This is a genomic window from Photobacterium sp. GB-1 (assembly GCF_003026165.1).
In the GTDB taxonomy this organism is placed as follows: Bacteria; Pseudomonadota; Gammaproteobacteria; order Enterobacterales; family Vibrionaceae; genus Photobacterium.
Map to the genome: position 1 here is coordinate 15,737 of NZ_PYOB01000026.1, position 15,459 is coordinate 31,195.

Consider the following 15,459-nt stretch of genomic DNA (forward strand, 5'->3'; position numbering starts at 1 on the left):
AATGCGCATACTATTGATAGAAGATCATGATTTTCAGCGCCAAGTGCTAACAACGCAGTTAGCTCGTATTATCGATCCTGTTAATGATGAAATTCATTGCGCGGTTAACGGTGCCGAAGCATTAAAAATTATGCAGCAATATCAACCACAGTTATTGTTGTGTGATTTAAATATGCCGGAAATGGATGGCATCAGTTTCCTTGGTCACATTGCAAAACAGCAGTTTAAGGGCGCTATTATAATCACCAGCGCCTTGAAACAAGATATCTTAGCCAGTGTTGAGAAAATGTGTCTTAACTATAAACTTAATTTATTAGGCACATTGGCTAAACCTACCTGTTTAAAGCAAATTAGTGCTTTAATTGAAACAGCAAAGCAAACTAATGCATTACCTGAACGCCTACCGTCTTGTGATATAAAATTGGATGAAGCCTTTATCGATCTCGCCTTTAAACAATACTGGTTTGTGCCTTACTTTCAGCCTATCGTATCGCTTGAAACAGGTGAATGGGTTGCTTGTGAAGCGTTAATACGTTTAGTGCATCCTGAATATGGTACGGTTCCGGCTTACCAGTTTATTGATCAAATCATGGCGCACAATAAAGAAAAGCAATTAGCAATTTACATTATTCATTACGTAATTTGTTATCGTTCATATTTCCATAATCGAAAAATTGCGATAAATATTTCATCTAAAACATTGGCTGATCCACATTTCATCAACTGCGTACTGAAATTAAAAGAACAATATTACGATTTAAATCAATGGTTATATTTTGAACTAACAGAGTCCGATATATTTGAATCAGTCGGTGAAGCCATTGAGTCTGCATCACGCTTGAGTATGCACGAGTTTGTTTTATCCATTGATGATTTTGGTACTGGCTATTCGTCACTTAAGCAGTTAGAAACATTAACGTTTAATTCCCTTAAACTTGATCTTGGCTTTATTCAGGCATTACCAACAAGCATTACGGCACAAGCCATTGTGGAATCATGCTTACTACTCACTAAACGCTTAGATTTAATCACTATTGCTGAAGGCGTTGAAAACCTTGCTTTATGGAAGCAATTACAGGAAATGCACTGTCAACAAGCACAGGGATATTTTATATCTCCCCCTTTGCCATATGACAGTATTGAGCAATGGTATCAGCAGTGGCAACAAAAAAGCGCCTCACTTGCTATTACTCCCGCTGAATAAAAAAAGAGTTAGTGTTTTTGAACACTAACTCTTCTTATGCCCTCTTAAAAATTACAATGCTGCAATTTCAGCTTTTCGCGTTTTAGAGGTCACACAAAAATTCCCACGGCGAGTTCGACATTTTGAGCATCTTTCACACTCAACATCGATCCGATCCCCCTCTTTCCAACGTTTGATCAGTTGTGGCTCCGTCAGTAGCGGACGTGAAAACGCAAACAATTCAATATTTGTATTATCAGCAAGCGCTTCAATTGCACAGTAATTACTTAAGCCACCAACAGTCATAACAGGCACTTTAACGTCTTCACTTATCACACGGCCATATTCGCTAAAGTAACCTTCCGCTTGAATCTCATAACCATCATGCACTTCACCAACCATAGTATCGGCTTTGCCATGAATATTGCCTGAGATGATAATGGCATCAACCCCAATCGCTTCCAGTTTTTTACAAATAACACGCGTTTCTTCAAAAGTTAATCCACCTTCAAAAAATTCTGTCGCGGTTAATTTCACTAGGATCGGGAAATCTTTACCGACTAACTTTCTGATCGCATCGTAAATTTCAATTAAGAAACGCATACGATTTTCAAGGCTACCGCCGTACTGATCTTCACGTTGGTTGTAGTAAGGGCTTAAAAACTGATTTATTAAATAAGTATGCGCCGCATGAATTTCTACACCATCAAAACCCGATTGTTGAGCACGTAAGCTTGCTTGGGCAAATGCATTAACGATGTAATCAATTTCTTTTTGTGTCATTGCTTTACCCAATGTTTGGGTACTTTTTTCACACACGGCACTAGGTGCAAAAATAACACGTTCGCCAAGATTATAGGTTGTTTTCGTGCCACCATAGGCTAACTGCATGACAATTTTTGAATCATATTGATGTACAAGCTCTGTAAGCTTTTTATATTCTTCAATAAAAGAATCGTTATACATCCCCATCATGCCTGCATTCGGCTTTTCTTCTTCTACAATATTGGCATAACCCGTGACAATTAAACCAACCTCACCTTTGGCAAGCTCTTCATAGATAGCATAAAGCTTATCTGTCATATGCCCTTCTTCTGTCGCCATATTTTCCCACGTTGCACTGCGTACAAAGCGGTTTTTTAACGTCATCGAACCAATGTGAGTTGCAGAAAACAAATTACTCAAGGTGAAGCCTCTTACATCTTTTTATGATTTATCATCAGATTGAAGAACAAAAAAGAACAGCGATACGATTAAGGTATCGGTTCTTTTTTCTAATATCTGTCAACTTTGAACAGATGAAGGGGATAGTACTGATAAAGGAAGGTGAAAACTTTAATCTGGATTAAGTTAAAGGCAGTTCTGTAGCACGTAAAAGTAATAATTTGGCTTAAAAACGCAATATATCCAAATACCCTGTGTGTATAGAGCACAGCCTTGCTAGCGATTTAGTGCATCATAATGCTTTTACTTAACCGTTAGTTGCAAATGTCTGGGTTAAATGATGTCTTTTCAATACTAGCAACCCATTGCTGTAACTGCTGGTCTGTAAATAACGGCGCCTTAAATGTATGGATATAATGCATCATTGCACTTACTGATTTGACTACATTATCAGGCATCTCGGTTTTAAAAGTACAATCACCAACAAAAACCACTGCGGAATGAAATGCCGTTTCATCAACACCCAATAAATATTGAAGTGTCTTAGTATGTTGAGCATTTTGATGTAACGGGTTTTTAAATACTGATGAGCGATTAAACGATGCTTGTTGCCATACTGACTGATAGGTCCCACCAAAAATCCACCCTTTAATATTTATCGTTTCCACGACAAAAATACCGTATTGAGAAACAACAAGATGATCAATTTGCGTTGTACCACTTTCAGTAGGCAAGGTTACATTAGTTAATACTTTGTAATGTTTTGCTGGCAAAAGTTTTAATCGGTAATGAACAATTAATTCACCTGCACGACCTTTAAACCACGGTGAATTTACTAAAAACAGAATAAAAACAACCGGAATAATCCAACATAAAGGCTGTAGAGCATTAAATATTATTGATGTCATATCCATGAATTAGGTTATCCATTCCAGTAAGAACGATTGCGCCTCTGTCTAACATTATTTAAGTGAAAAAATTAACGTTTTTAGAGATAAAATACTAAGTCAAAAATATGGCAGTATATTTACTGTTTTTAAAGGTCAAAAATGTAACGTTTTAATACACATGAAATTATATTGAAAAATACACATGGCGTTACATATAAAGCTATTATACAAATCATGAAATACAACTATTTGAGTATCGTTTAAATTTTACTTCTATTTCTACAAATGGAATTTAATTATACCGCTGTTTCATAGTAAAATATTTGCATTATGAATGCGTAAAAGGCATGTTATTAGGCTTTAATTAAAATCTAATTTCGTGGAGTTATATTAGTGTTTAAGCGTTCTACCTCACTTGTTGCACTTACTTTTTCTGTTTTTAGTATTTCTAATGCTTTTGCTGATACCACTCAACATAATACCTACCAAGCTGTCCCGTCCAAAAATGAGTTGATCACTCAAACTGATTTTGGCAATCAAACCTATGTTTTTCACTTTAGTAGCGGCTCACATCAACTCGCCCGTATCGACTTTATCGACCATATGCCTACTAACCAAAGTGTATGTAAAAGTTGGAAATATGTTTCAGCGCTAAGTAATTACAATGTGGCTAAACAAACCTTATTACGTGTATCTACTAGCTTCGATCCAAGCAATAACACCTGTACGGCCTATGCTTACGCCAGTAATAATGGCGCACAAATGTCGCAAGTTCTTGACCTATTTCAAACTAAAAACTACGTTGACATCGCAGGTTTCAACTTATCGGCTGACGGTTTTACCGCAGCAGTAAACGCACTGTAATCAAAGCGTTAATATCAACAAGAGATCCAAGTACTATTTAGTGATACTCAAATATTCATTTTCTTGGATCCTTACTCTCCGATACGTTTCACGATCACTTCTCCCCTTGCAACTAATCTAAAACTGACACACCAGTAAATGTTAATAAATCTTATTACCATTCATTAATGGATCCTTATCTCTCAATAAAACACATTTATAACGATAATTATTATCATTACTATTTCGAAAATTTTTTAAGGATAGCCATTTTGAAAACGCCCATTAAAACGTTGCTTTCTCTAACTGTTGGCTTAACAGTTTCCAATATCGCTTTAGCAAGCACCTATCCCATCACAGTAACGGATGTTGCGGGTAGACAAGTTACCTTTGATCATCAACCTCAAAACATTGCACTTTCAACCAGTCGAATTTTTCCATTGCTAGAAATTATTTATCAAAAAGAAGCAGCAAAGCACCTTGTTGCGGCAAGAGATGATATGCGAGTTTCAGCGCCAAGCATGTATGCTAGCTATATTAAGCAATACCCCTCACTAAAAAATGTTCCGACTATTGGTCTTATTAAGTCTGGAGAATTTGATGTTGAACGGTTTATTAATCTAAAACCTAAACCTGATCTTTTTATTGTTGATCTATCAAATATTAAGTTGGCTGAAGATAAAGGCTTATTGAAAAAACTCAATGATGCTGGCATTAAAGTATTAACGGTCGATTTCCGTGAAAATCCACTCAAAAACACAGTGAAATCAGTACAGGTTTTCGCTGATGCTGTTAACCGCTCAAAGCAAGGCGATGCATTCGCCAAATACTATACAAGTCACTTGAATGTGATAAAAGAGACACTGGCACAGCACCCAAACACACCGACTCCGCGCGTGTTTATTGAACGCGCTGCAGGTTACAGTGACTCCTGCTGCCGTACTTTTGCTAATGGTAATATGGGCGCTTACATCCCAATGCTTAAAGCTGAAAATATTGCGATAGCGCCACTTGATGGTTCTGAAACTGGACAGATGTCACCAGAGACAGTCATTACCTCACAGCCTGATGTTTATATTATGCAAACAACCGGTTGGATCACCAATGACGGTCAGCCAACAAGTGGGATTCCTCTTGGTTACTCTCCTAACCATGCTGCAATTAAACAAGCGACCACCGATTTGATGAATCGACCATGGCTACAAGCACTAACAGCGTATCAACAAAAGAATGTTTATTCGATTTATATGCCATTTTACAACTCGCCGTATAACTTAGTGGCGATTGAGTATTTTGCAAAATGGTTACACCCTTCACTTTTTTCAACGTTACAGCCAGAAAAGACATTTGAAGAGATGAACCTTAAGTTTGGTCATCGTCATCTGAGTGGTCAGTTTGGTCAAGATAACTTCAAGGCAATGAATCAGTGAATAGCATTACAGTTGAATTGAGAGCTCACCATATTCGTTCTCGTAATAAAAGAATCGCACTGATCAGCCTTGCCATATTAAGTGTGTTATTTGTCATTATTGATGTGCTTATTGGCTCACAAGGTCTCTCTTATTCACAAGTGATCCAAGCGATTTTCTCACCAAACCAAAGTGCTATCGCTAGTCGAGTCATTGTGTGGGATATACGCATGCCAATGTCACTCATGGCTCCTTTTATTGGGGGAGCATTAGCCTTGGCGGGTGCACAAATGCAAACAACATTGCATAACCCGCTAGCGGATCCTTATACCTTTGGCGTTTCAGCAGCGGCAGGGTTCGGAGCGTCTTTAGTTATCACCAATGTTGTTGCTCTGCCCTTTATCCCTGCACAGTATCAAATAGCTGTTATGGCGTTCATCATGTGTTTATTAACGACGTTATTAATTGCGGGTATTTCGTCAATAAAGCGTATTTCAATTGAAGGTGTAATGTTATTTGGTGTTGCCGTTATGTTTGCATACGATAGTTTGCTGATCATGATGCAATACATTGCCAGCGAAACCCAATTGCAAACATTAGTCTTCTGGCAAATGGGATCGCTAGATCGTGGTAGCTGGGAAAAAATTGTTTTCTTACTGATTTTGTTACCCATTGTATTAATCATTATGATGAAAGATGCTTGGCGATTATCTTCATTAAAAATGGGACAAGAACGTGCAGAATCGATGGGAATTAACGTTAAGCGTCTACGTATGAAGACCTTAGTGTTAGTTTCAATTATTACTTCTATCTCGGTTTCATTTGTTGGCGCAGTCGGATTTGTAGGTTTAGTGGCTCCGCATATTGCACGGATGGTTTTAGGTGAAGATCAACGCTTCTTCTTGCCCGCATCATTCTTAGTTGGAGCGGTATTATTAGAGTTAGCCTCTATTGCGAGTAAAGCAATTATGCCTGGGATCATTTTGCCTCTTACTGTTGTAATGTCGATTGTTGGGATCCCTTTCTTTATCTTTCTTGTGATTAAAAAAGGGGGACGCTAGCATGAGCCTTGATATCAATCATGTCACAGTGACATTTGGTAAACAGTCGGTCTTGAATGACTTAACATTGCCCACTATTCACTGCGGCGAAATGGTAGCCTTGATAGGAAAAAACGGTGCAGGTAAATCGACACTCTTGCGCCAAATGACTGCGCTGCTTAAACAATATCCTGAACAAATTCGATACCTTAAACAACCGCTTTCATTAAAGGATATAGGCTATTTACCGCAAGAGCATCGTATCCACGCTAACGTTACGGTACTCGAGTTATTGATCACGACAATGAACATCCACTCAACGTCTTTGATCGCGAAAAAAGAAAGTGCAGAGCAAGGGTTATTCTTATTAAAAGATATGGGGATTTTACATCTCGCTAATAAACAATGTTTTGCACTCTCTGGTGGTGAAAGCCAAATGGTAGGGCTTGCTCAAGCGTTAATAAACGCCCCTAAAGTATTGCTGTTAGATGAGCCAACTTCAGCACTTGATATGCAAAACCAATTACGATTGCTCAATTATGTTCGATCTTATACTAAGCGCACAGGGGCATGCGTGATTATGGTGATCCACGATCTTAACTTAGCGCTTCAATATGCCGACCATATTGCCGTGCTACATAACGGCAAATTATTTGATTATGGCTCGCCTAAAACAACAGTAACGAGTGAACTTATCTCTGCTGTATTTAATGTTGATTCGCATATCATTATGGTTGATCACACCCCTATTGTAGTCTTGAAAAAAACGCATTAAATAATAATAACAACTAAAAAGCCCGTAGCAGAACAATGTGCGTCTGTTACGGGCAAGTATTTGATGACTTATGATATGGGCTAAATATTAGTTTGTTGATACCACGATTTTCTTACCTAATGACATCGCAAGATTATTATCATAATAAGCGGCTTCATTAATAAAGTGAGGGTACGCTTCATAATCCCCTTCCCAGAAAATCTCTGTACCGTCGAACAAGGTGAAAATAGGGTCGCCTGAGCGCAGTGGTTCAAAATCATTATCTTGAACAGATTGATGAACCATACCAATTCGCTCCCCTTGTTCATCTACTGGAAGCTTGAGGGTTTCTTCATAACGGTAAGCGTCATAACTTGCAGGTAAGTCAGGCACTTCATTAGTGTTATTTAAATGAACAAAATCCAAAATATGTTTTGTCATCGCTTCCATCCAATCTAATACATCCTGACGGATAACCGATTGTGGTTGCGGCCCTATTTCAACGATCACACCTTGCTTGGCAATTGAGCAAAGAAATAAATGCTCATCAACAGAGGTATGATCTTCAAATACCACCACTGCTTTTGGCATTTTAGACTTAACATACGCCCCTAACTGACGATTAAATAGATCAGACTGAAGTAAGATTAACGAAGGTCCCATATTACTGGTGGTATTATGCAAATCGATAATAAAATCAGTATTTGCCTTTCCTTTTGGTCCAATTTGCTGATTAATTGCTTTAGCGCGAGTCTGTTCATAACTCGTCAGCTCATTATTCACGAGATCATCAATACCAAATTGGCGATTCAAATCATGATCAACATATCGCTTATTTTCACCGTATGCTTTTGGGTTAGCAAAGACAGTGTCGACAGAAAAACTCTCACGCGCTAATTGCAGGGGATCACTTTGCCACTTTTTGAGTAAGTAAATACCACTAAATTCATTACCGTGAGTACCACCAACAACTGCAACTTTATTTATCTTACTCATCCTTGACCTTCCTAATATCCAAACCTTTTTATCAGTGTACTGATAATATACATCGATACCAGTCTATTTTATCAACCAAAAAGCTATAGATTAGAATTTAATAGGTCGTGTTTGCGCTAATTTAAGATACGAATGCAGCTCGCCATTTTTGTACTCGATGGCGGAATGGATATTAGCGTGACGGTTAGCAAAGACAGTAAAGCGATAGGTATTCTCTGCTTTTTTAATTTCTATTTCGATCGCTCCATCTACTAGCTCCCAATAGCCAGTGGTGTGTAGACGATTAAATAGCGTGTATTCATCAAGCGTTCCGTCATCATGTAACCTTAACTCTGTTATGTACCCTGCACTACAAGTTTTTAACCATACCTGCTCCACAATTTCATTGTGTTCAAAATTGCGTTTGGTTTCTAACCATAGGTTCATTTGTTGTTGCTGTTCAACAGCTAATGGCGGGAGATCGTCTAAAGTGAATAAACGTACGCGCTCTGTTTCACGATAAAACAACTGTAAAAGTTGAAGTGTTTTTTTCTCGAACATCCCTGCCACCCAATAATAAATAAATGCAATAAAGAATTTACACAGCTATTGATAGCAAAGATATTCGGTTAGGTATCACAATGTCACTTCTTTACAGCAACTTATGCCGTAAAGGTCACATTAATATTGGTTAAAAATTCACTTTACCTCTGAGGTTTTTGGTTTTCCCTCGCTGGGTTTTCTTATCGACACGACGTACCTGTGAGTTTTTCGTCGGACGTGTCGCTTTACGCGCTTTCTGGGTTGTCATAACACTTTGAATAAGTGTTTTTAGACGTGCTAATGCTTCATCACGGTTCATCTCTTGAGTACGATGTTGTTGACTTTTAATAACAATGACACCCTCTTTTGTGATACGGCTATCAGATAGTTTTAAAAGGCGTTCTTTGTAAAAGCCAGGTAAGGATGAACGATTGATATCAAACCGCAAATGGATTGCACTCGACACTTTGTTGACGTTCTGACCACCAGCACCTTGAGCTCGGATAGCGGTAAGCTCTATTTCCCAATCGGCAAGTTGGACTGAATTTGAAATAACTAACATGTATTTACTCTCTGCATTTCTTACGTCAATTTTACCATAGAGAGCGTTAAATCGTTATATAGCAATATGGAAAGAAATAGTTATGCCTTCTTCGTACTCAGAGCCACGACAAGGATCTAAATACTGTAATAGAAGCCAGTTAAGTATATCTCTGTATGCCGTGATCTTCTTGGCAAGTTTGTACTACTACACTAGTTTTTTATCATCAACACAACTACCCTCAAACGTCATTATTTAGCAGAAATAGTATACTTACATGGAGCTCATTATTCGTCTTTTATCTGATTTAGGACACGATCTTCGTCCTTGGTTAGATGATATTTCAACCGCGATTGTCGCTTGTTCATTGGTTGTTTTCGGTGGGGATTTTAATCGTTTTTTACGCAGGCATTTGTCCCATTACAATTTTATTATTAGGACTATTGTATTTATTCTCGTCAATGCCTTCGGTTATGGCTTTTTAATTATCAATTTATCACCTTGGGTATATCGTGAGCTGTTAAATCTTCCTAATTATTTGTCAGTTTGTATTATAAGCATCTTTTTTATCTTTATTGGCTGTTGGGCACAACGAAATAAACATATATAAAAAAAGCGACCATAACGGTCGCTTTTATTAAATTCATTAACAACTAGTACTGTGAATTAGTCACGACTTCTTCACCGAAAACACCATTTTTAGCAATTGGTCGGTTACTTGAGTTGGCAGCTCGCATAATACGAATGCCTTCTGCTCCCGCTTTGCGAGCTGAAATAATATCACCGTCAGAATCACCATAATATAACTTAATATTATTTTCTTTTATGTAAGGCGTTTTAGTAAATTCTGTTTTACTTGATCCTGCAAATATCACCTTATGCATATTTTTAATACCAAATACATCTTTTAAATATTGCGTGGTAATTTCACATTTTGACGCTGTACGACCTGTAATAAAGTAAATTTGATCGCCACGTTTTTGGTGCATAGCAATCAACTCTTTACCTATTTGCTTTGGTAAACTAAATTTCTCCCACTCACAGTTCATTTTATCCCAGAACTTCTGCTCATGCAGGTATGAAAAACTATTTGGAGAAAACTCCTGCTTACCACGATAGAAACCCGGTGTACTGAATAATACCGTGTCATCAATGTCAAAGCCGACAGCCATTGGTGGCTTACCTTTTAATTTTTCAGCAATTTGCTTAACTGAGATCCAATGGACGTCTTTTGGTTGCCCCATTTCCATTATTTGGATCGTACTATAACCAGGATCAGTCGCCGGTACTTTAGGATCCGCAAAAGCCGCTGTAGAAAGTGTAGATAAAGCAAATAATGAGCTAACGGCTAATAATGTAAATTTTTTCTTCATAATAAGATCTCTGTTCATTCGTTATGAATAATTTACAACAAAAGTATTCATAATTATGCGCAATACATCACAATGATATTTTCAAATAATGAAAAATAAGATCTATATTTTATATAACAATTTAATTAACTCACTTTCTTCTATTGAATTTTTTATTTAAAAATAAACATTTCTATAATATTTAACAATTTGATTCAGGTTACATTCATACTCTATATCATTTAATTGGTGATAATTAATACGCTATCTAACGTATAGAGATAAAATGAAAAAACTAATTTTACCGCTTATGGTGACAGTACTATTAGCTGGCTGTAATGAAACAACAGCAGTTAATAATAAAGACTTTAGCCCTGAGCAAAAAGCGCAAATTGAAAAGATTGCCAGCCAATATATTATTGAGCACCCTGAAGTTTTAGTAAAAGCATCAGAAACATTGCAAAAGCAACAGATGGAAAAGCAGGTACAATCAGCGAAGCAAACTGTTGTCGCTTATGCTGACCAACTTATTAAAGATGCTAAAACACCATATGTTGGCCCTAAAGATGCCAAAGTAAACGTTATTGAGTTTTTTGATTACCAATGCATGTTCTGCTCAAAAATTTCACCTATCGTGAAACAACTTGAAGCTGAAAACCCCGATGTAAAATTCATTTTCAAAGAAACGCCAATCTTTGCATCACGTTGGGAAGCTTCAAAATATGCGGCAGATATGGGTAACTGGATTTTTGCCCATAAAGGCAGTGACCTTTACAGTAAATACCATAATGCCGTATTTGCCTCAGGTAAAGATGAAGGCAAATTAACCAAACAAGATGTTAATGATATTGCAACTAAGTTGGGCATTGATATTAGTAAGTTTGATGCAAACAATAGTTTTGAAGGCAACTTCCAGCTATTTAGTAAATTAGGTTTTCAAGGAACACCGGCATTAATTGTTATGCCAACAGATAATGTAACCACAGACAATGTTCACATTATTAATGGCTACGATCCTCAGGGGCTTAAAGATGCCATTGCGGAAGTAAAGAGCAACGCTAAATAATTCAGTACGTTATTAAGCGAGTATCAAGCCAGTCAGGAAGACTGGCTTTTTACTATAACAAACCTACGTAAACACGAAACTCAAGCCAATAAATATAATCTAGTAATACTGAAACATCTTTTGTACATCACGATAATCATTTGTTTGCGTTAATGACAGCATTAATAGAATACGGGCTTTTTGGGGATTTAGAGTTCCGGATGCAACAAAACCATATTTAGTGTCATCGATTTCTGCCGCAAGTGTTGTCGCGCCAGTAGGTACACGAGAACTCCGAACGACCATGATCCCGTCTTTACTTGCTTTAGCTAGTTGTTCGAAAATACCTTTATAAATATTACCATTACCAACACCAGCACTCACAATACCATCAAATTTTGCATCAATTAGCGCTTTAACAGGTAAGTCAGAGGCGTTGGAATAGTTATAAACGATCCCGACTTTAGGTAAGGCTTTCACTTTCGATATATCAAACTTAGAATCGTTCGTATTATGACGCTCTGGACTGCGTTGATACACCGCATCGCCATTATGGATATAACCTAACTCACCAAAATTAGGTGATTTAAATGTATCGACAGCTGTTGTACTGGTCTTAGTGACATCACGCGCATCCAAAATCACATCATTCATCGCCATTAACACACCGCGGCCTTTTGAATCAGTGTCAGCAGCGGTGATCACAGCATTGTATAAGTTAACAGGTCCATCAGCACTCATCGCGGTTGATGGGCGCATTGCACCCACTAATACAACAGGCTTATCACTCTTCACGGTTAAATTTAAAAAGTATGCTGTTTCTTCCATGGTGTCAGTACCATGTGTAATAACAATACCGTCAACATCGTCTTTCGCTAAGAGTTCATTGACACGTTTAGCTAACGTAAGCCATACCTGATCATTCATGTCTTGCGAACCAATATTCGCAACTTGCTCGCCACTGATATCGGCAATTTTTGTCATTTCCGGTACAGCATTAATAAGGGCATCAATACCGACTTGTCCTGACGTATACGCACTGCCTGTTGCCGATTGCCCTGCACCAGCTATTGTTCCACCCGTTGCTAATATCTTAATATTAGGCAGTTCAGTACCTTGAGCAAAAGAGGATGATTGAAAACTTAAACCAGCAACCAAGATACCTAAGCAAACTAAATTCTTTTTCATTAATACTTCTCTCGATATTTATTACAAAATATTTATAAATTGAGAGTAGTTATTAATAGAAATCATTTTTGCGCAGAGAATCACCCTTTATATAAATGATAATTCGATATTCATCACACAAAGGAATAACGCAATACAAGCATTAACATTAATAAGACGTAATATTTTAATCCATCACATCAGAACAACATATTAATTATATTAATAACAAATTTTTAAGCACCAATAGCTGAGAATGGATCAACTTCAAAATAGTGGCTCTGACAACAATCTGCTAATTGAGCATCGACATAATGCTCAATCATTTCAAGAGATTCTGCTTCCCAAATACATTGAAACGTTTGATTATCAACATAAACTAAAGCAAGGTGTAATTGTAAATTAGATGGTAAATTGCACCCCATATACTGCGACTTAATGAAAAATTGCTCTTCATTTGTCATTTTATGTTCACTGGTAAAGAACATCACTGACCCTCCTTAACCGTTAAATTAACAATAAGTATAGGTCAGCTTTTTACATAATTAATTATGGGCGATATCTTTAACTGCACGTAAATAGGCTTTTTCAGATTCTATATACTCTAAAGACTTTTTGGCTCTTAACCATTCAGGATACAATAAATCTCTTTTTATCAATAAGTTATTTATAAAGGATTGTTGTTGTTCTGACGCCGGGTATTTTGTCTTAATACGTTGAATTTCAAACATCACATGAACTTTATTACTAACAATTTCTTTATAACTTTGAAAATCAAACTTTTGCAATTGCGGCCAAGTATCATAAAAAGCACTTAGACACTTTTGCTCTATGAGCGATAATTCATCGTCCATAATTTTGTACCACGCATAGGACTGTCCTAAGCGCTCATACATTACGCGTTCTCTTTCAGTATAATAAATCGGTGTTGTGTTATCCCTAACCTGTTGATCGATACTTCCCATCACATTCGACTGAGGTTGATATTTCACAAAACTACCTGTGGTTACTTTATTGTTCCTATTATTCAAATAATGCTAGATATTTTTGTCAATATAATGACAATTTATCTCAATCCGTATTAATTAGTTTATATAAAAGATGGATAAAGACTCATAGCTTTAGCAATAAATGACCACTATACATCATGTTAGATATTCCCCCTTTTTTGCACAGTAGTCTTATTTAACCTTCGATTATGTTTAGTTTGTAATCACTCTATGGTGGCATTTTAAACAGCAATGAAAGCGGCGTGTAAATTTTCATCGAAAAAACACAACACGCTAGGTTTTATAAGGGCTGGGAACAATTTTAAGGTATCCTATAGACTCCTTTTTTGCTTGGCGTTAATAACGACAAGCGAGCAAACGCTCATTACTCAGACTTAATTTATGCTTTACGATCAGAAAAGTCACATCCGCTACCCGAAAGGATTTTTTGCGATGTGGACAGTTTATAGTTTCACAGGTGCAGCTATTCTCGCCTCTATCATCTTCTCGCTGCTATTATTCCTTTCCATTGATGATGATCCATTAATGAAGTTTCTCTTTGGTGGATTGGCGGTTATTTTCGAACTAGGAAAATTCTTCGCATGGTACGAAGTTGGGGAACGTAAAGCACGTCGTAACTATACTGGCACACTATCTGCTTTTACTTTTTACGCCGTTCTTGCCGCAATTTCGATTGGTGGATCTATTGGCGGTATTAACAGCGCAACGAATAAAGCACAAAGTGAAGTTAACGTTCAAAAAAGCAAAATCAATGCATTCAACATGCAGATTGAAGCCATTGAAAAACAAATTGATCTCAATAACGTCGCAGCAGAAAAATACATCCAGATGGAGCGCATTGCCTCTGGTGTTGCACGCATTCAAAAACAAAATGATGAATTACGTAAGCAACAACAAAAGCTTGCAATGGAACGTGATAGCATTCCTGTCGTTAGCCAAGGCTCGGTTTTAGGATTGATTGATAGTCTTGCAGAATCGTTACATGTAACCCCTCAAGCCGCACAGTTAGGTTTAGTGGTGTTTCTATCAGTATTATTAGATTTCTTTGCTGCATTCTTTGTAGGGTTAATAGGTGAAGAGAATCGTTTTCGTCATCAGTATCGCCATAACAAAGTGTTAGAAATGGCAGGATACAATGAATTTGACCAACCTAAACTGCTAGAACATTTTGACCCTTCAACGATTGGAACATCAGAAGTTAATGTACATGAGCAAGAGCCAGAAGAAATTATTGTCGAACCTGAACAGCCTAAAACCCCTTATGAATTAACCGTTGATGCGCTTAGTCATAACAAAGTAAATTGCAGTAAACGCGCTGTAAGTAAGTTTTTAAATATTTCAACCGATGAGGTTGATAGTATTTTCAAACAGCTATTGGATGAAGGTATTGTGAGTAAAAAACCTAACAATCATTACCAATGGCATGGACTTACAACCACGACGAGTTAACGCATCACTGTGATAGATTAACCAAAATACCAGCCCGAAATAAGCAATTATTTCGGGCTTTTTTTGACTCAAGATAATAATAGATTCTTACTTT

Annotated in this window: 17 protein-coding genes; 8 read left to right on the top strand and 9 right to left on the bottom strand. The window is 37.2% G+C overall.

All coding sequences use genetic code 11. The annotated features are described in order from the left end of the window. Position 1: 1 nt before the first annotated feature. A complete protein-coding gene (locus tag C9J45_RS18365; RefSeq protein ID WP_107207599.1) occupies positions 2-1,204 on the top strand; it encodes an EAL domain-containing protein in 1,203 nt (400 codons plus the stop codon). A 51-nt stretch (positions 1,205-1,255) separates the two neighbouring features. Here C9J45_RS18365 and C9J45_RS18370 read toward each other — a convergent pair whose 3' ends face one another. Both C9J45_RS18370 and C9J45_RS18375 read right to left on the bottom strand, forming a co-directional pair. Continuing rightward, complete coding sequence (locus tag C9J45_RS18370; protein ID WP_107292851.1) at positions 1,256-2,368, bottom strand: NADH:flavin oxidoreductase; 1,113 nt, start codon at positions 2,366-2,368, stop codon at positions 1,256-1,258. 293 nt (positions 2,369-2,661) lie between these two features. Then, entirely contained in the window at positions 2,662-3,261 is a 600-nt protein-coding gene (locus C9J45_RS18375) for a nuclease-related domain-containing protein (RefSeq protein ID WP_107292852.1), read from the bottom strand. Positions 3,262-3,630: 369 nt separating this feature from the next. Between C9J45_RS18375 and C9J45_RS18380 the strand changes: the two genes are divergently transcribed. From C9J45_RS18380 to C9J45_RS18395, 4 genes are all read left to right on the top strand, one after another. Then, positions 3,631-4,101 carry a hypothetical protein gene (locus C9J45_RS18380; RefSeq protein ID WP_107207596.1) on the top strand — a complete coding sequence of 157 codons (471 nt, stop codon included), beginning with the start codon at positions 3,631-3,633 and terminating at the stop codon, positions 4,099-4,101. Between the two features lie 251 nt (positions 4,102-4,352). Next, the gene (locus tag C9J45_RS18385; RefSeq protein ID WP_107261093.1) at positions 4,353-5,510 is read left to right on the top strand and encodes an ABC transporter substrate-binding protein; all 1,158 of its coding nucleotides are present in this window, start codon (positions 4,353-4,355) and stop codon (positions 5,508-5,510) included. Continuing rightward, on the top strand, positions 5,507-6,550 hold the full coding sequence (locus C9J45_RS18390) for an iron ABC transporter permease (RefSeq protein WP_107261095.1): 1,044 nt from the start codon (positions 5,507-5,509) through the stop codon (positions 6,548-6,550). The genes C9J45_RS18385 and C9J45_RS18390 overlap by 4 nt, the downstream gene beginning before the upstream one ends. A 1-nt stretch (position 6,551) precedes the next feature. After that, positions 6,552-7,304 carry an ABC transporter ATP-binding protein gene (locus C9J45_RS18395; protein WP_107261097.1) on the top strand — a complete coding sequence of 251 codons (753 nt, stop codon included), beginning with the start codon at positions 6,552-6,554 and terminating at the stop codon, positions 7,302-7,304. A gap of 87 nt (positions 7,305-7,391) precedes the next feature. On the opposite strand, the gene C9J45_RS18400 is transcribed toward C9J45_RS18395, so the two are convergent. The 3 genes from C9J45_RS18400 to arfB all read right to left on the bottom strand — a co-directional run bounded on the left by C9J45_RS18400 (position 7,392) and on the right by arfB (position 9,363). Further along, positions 7,392-8,279 carry an aspartoacylase gene (locus tag C9J45_RS18400; protein WP_107261099.1) on the bottom strand — a complete coding sequence of 296 codons (888 nt, stop codon included), beginning with the start codon at positions 8,277-8,279 and terminating at the stop codon, positions 7,392-7,394. A gap of 90 nt (positions 8,280-8,369) precedes the next feature. Then, positions 8,370-8,819: a hypothetical protein gene (locus C9J45_RS18405; RefSeq protein WP_107246107.1), complete on the bottom strand. Its 450-nt coding sequence runs from the start codon at positions 8,817-8,819 to the stop codon at positions 8,370-8,372. A gap of 130 nt (positions 8,820-8,949) precedes the next feature. Then, positions 8,950-9,363 (bottom strand): alternative ribosome rescue aminoacyl-tRNA hydrolase ArfB, encoded by a 414-nt coding sequence (arfB, locus tag C9J45_RS18410; RefSeq protein WP_107207590.1) that lies wholly within the window; start codon positions 9,361-9,363, stop codon positions 8,950-8,952. A gap of 256 nt (positions 9,364-9,619) precedes the next feature. Here arfB and C9J45_RS18415 point away from each other — a divergent pair, with 256 nt between their 5' ends. After that, complete coding sequence (locus C9J45_RS18415; RefSeq protein ID WP_107207589.1) at positions 9,620-9,952, top strand: DUF3392 domain-containing protein; 333 nt, start codon at positions 9,620-9,622, stop codon at positions 9,950-9,952. Positions 9,953-9,995: 43 nt separating this feature from the next. Here the strand turns inward: C9J45_RS18415 and aphA are convergent, their stop codons facing one another. Beyond that, entirely contained in the window at positions 9,996-10,715 is a 720-nt protein-coding gene (aphA, locus tag C9J45_RS18420) for an acid phosphatase AphA (RefSeq protein WP_107246109.1), read from the bottom strand. A 265-nt stretch (positions 10,716-10,980) separates the two neighbouring features. On the opposite strand from aphA, the gene C9J45_RS18425 reads away from it, so the two are divergent. Further along, positions 10,981-11,760: a thioredoxin domain-containing protein gene (locus C9J45_RS18425; protein WP_107246110.1), complete on the top strand. Its 780-nt coding sequence runs from the start codon at positions 10,981-10,983 to the stop codon at positions 11,758-11,760. Between the two features lie 99 nt (positions 11,761-11,859). On the opposite strand, the gene ansB is transcribed toward C9J45_RS18425, so the two are convergent. The 3 genes from ansB to C9J45_RS18440 all read right to left on the bottom strand — a co-directional run bounded on the left by ansB (position 11,860) and on the right by C9J45_RS18440 (position 13,898). Beyond that, the gene (ansB, locus tag C9J45_RS18430; protein WP_107292853.1) at positions 11,860-12,927 is read right to left on the bottom strand and encodes an L-asparaginase 2; all 1,068 of its coding nucleotides are present in this window, start codon (positions 12,925-12,927) and stop codon (positions 11,860-11,862) included. 215 nt (positions 12,928-13,142) lie between these two features. Beyond that, positions 13,143-13,394, bottom strand: coding sequence for a hypothetical protein (locus C9J45_RS18435; RefSeq protein ID WP_107292854.1), 252 nt, complete (start codon positions 13,392-13,394; stop codon positions 13,143-13,145). Between the two features lie 57 nt (positions 13,395-13,451). Continuing rightward, a complete protein-coding gene (locus C9J45_RS18440; RefSeq protein WP_233217771.1) occupies positions 13,452-13,898 on the bottom strand; it encodes a hypothetical protein in 447 nt (148 codons plus the stop codon). A gap of 450 nt (positions 13,899-14,348) precedes the next feature. On the opposite strand from C9J45_RS18440, the gene C9J45_RS18445 reads away from it, so the two are divergent. Then, positions 14,349-15,365, top strand: coding sequence for a Preprotein translocase subunit SecY (locus C9J45_RS18445; protein ID WP_107207584.1), 1,017 nt, complete (start codon positions 14,349-14,351; stop codon positions 15,363-15,365). Positions 15,366-15,459 lie beyond the last annotated feature (94 nt).